Here is a 1384-nt window from a genome sequence, read left to right as displayed (position 1 = left end):
TCTTATCTTTGCATCATGGAAAATTCAATGTTAGAGTCTTTGGTAAGCTTCATGCTGCCATCCAATATATTATCTCGTTTTACAATAGTAAAAGTAGAAAGTAATGCAGAAACGTTATTCATTCATTTGGATGAAATCGCTTCCGCAGATTATGTCAATGATCCGAATATAGAATCCAAAGGATTTCTTGCCCCTGTTACCGTCCGTGACTTTCCGATCCGTGACAAGGCTGTAGACCTGATTGTGAGACGTCGCAGGTGGAAAGACCTCCGTACGGGCAAATGCTTTACGGCTCCCTATGATGATGTCAAGGAAGAAGGAACCCGCTACTCGAAAGAGTTTGCGGCTTTTTTAAAAGATGTGTATGGAGAGGAGTCCTACGACCTCCCGTTCGCTTGATTTCTATTATCACATCAATGGGGACACTTTCGAGAAGCAATACAAGGAAGTACTGAGTGGTTACCGGGAGTGGAAAGACAGGGAGCATGCTGCGGAATGGCTGGTATTTCCGGAAAACACAGGTCCCCGTCTCTGTATAGATGAAACCTCCATCAGCGACGGAGAGCTTTACACCATTGTGTCCAATCCGGATGCCCGGGGAAAGAAAGGAAGCCTGGTCGCCATAATCAATGGCGTCAAATCAGAGCATATTATTAACATACTGAGGCGTAAGATTCCCTTTTCAAAGCGTTTAAAGGTAAATGAAATAACTTTGGATATGTCCAACAGTATGGGGAAGATTGCCCGATGCTGTTTCCCTAAGGCCATCCGGACCATAGACCGTTTCCATATTCAACAAATGGCTTTCGAGGCCGTGCAGGAACTGCGTATTGCCCATCGTTGGGAAGCAATACGTCAGGAAGCGGATGACATGAAGAAAGCCAGATTTTGTGGAGAGGCATATTCTCCATTTATTTTTTCGAATGGAGACTCTTTAAGACAGCTATTAGTACGCTCTCGCTATTTACTTTTCAAATCTCCCGAGAAATGGACACAAAGACAAAAAGAGAGGGCGGAAATTCTTTTTGACCAGTATCCGGATCTGCAGGAAGCTTATTCTCTGTCACATTCCTTACGGATGATTTTCTCAAGGAATACTCACAAGGATGCCGCCAGATTGTCTCTGGCAAAATGGTATGACAGGGCCGACAGGTCCGGATTCAAAAGCTTTCAGGCTATAATTTCTACCTTGACAGAACACCATGACGGAGTCCTGAACTTCTTCGTGAACCGCTCTACCAATGCTTTTGCCGAATGCTTTAATGCCAAAATCAAACAGTTCAGAGCATTGCTCCGAGGAGTTATTGACATACCATTCTTCCTCTTTAGGCTGACTAAAATTTATGCGTAATATTTTCTTTCCCCACTATTTATCGGGTGAGCC

The 1384-nt window shown here is 44.0% G+C and carries 2 protein-coding genes; both read left to right on the top strand.

Features of this window, described 5'->3' with window-relative positions; genetic code table 11:
* The first annotated feature begins 15 nt into the window (after nucleotides 1–15).
* Entirely contained in the window at nucleotides 16–399 is a 384-nt protein-coding gene (locus ACU52_RS14545) for an ISAon1 family transposase N-terminal region protein (RefSeq protein WP_021854057.1), read from the top strand.
* A complete protein-coding gene (locus ACU52_RS14540; protein WP_053399327.1) occupies nucleotides 365–1351 on the top strand; it encodes an ISAon1 family transposase in 987 nt (328 codons plus the stop codon). The genes ACU52_RS14545 and ACU52_RS14540 overlap by 35 nt, the downstream gene beginning before the upstream one ends.
* Nucleotides 1352–1384: the final 33 nt, after the last annotated feature.

Origin of the sequence: Xylanibacter rarus (assembly GCF_001275135.1) — a bacterium.
In the GTDB taxonomy this organism is placed as follows: Bacteria; Bacteroidota; Bacteroidia; order Bacteroidales; family Bacteroidaceae; genus Prevotella; species Prevotella rara.
The sequence above is the reverse complement of the archived record's forward strand: the minus strand, read 5'-3'. Positions and strand labels throughout refer to the sequence as shown.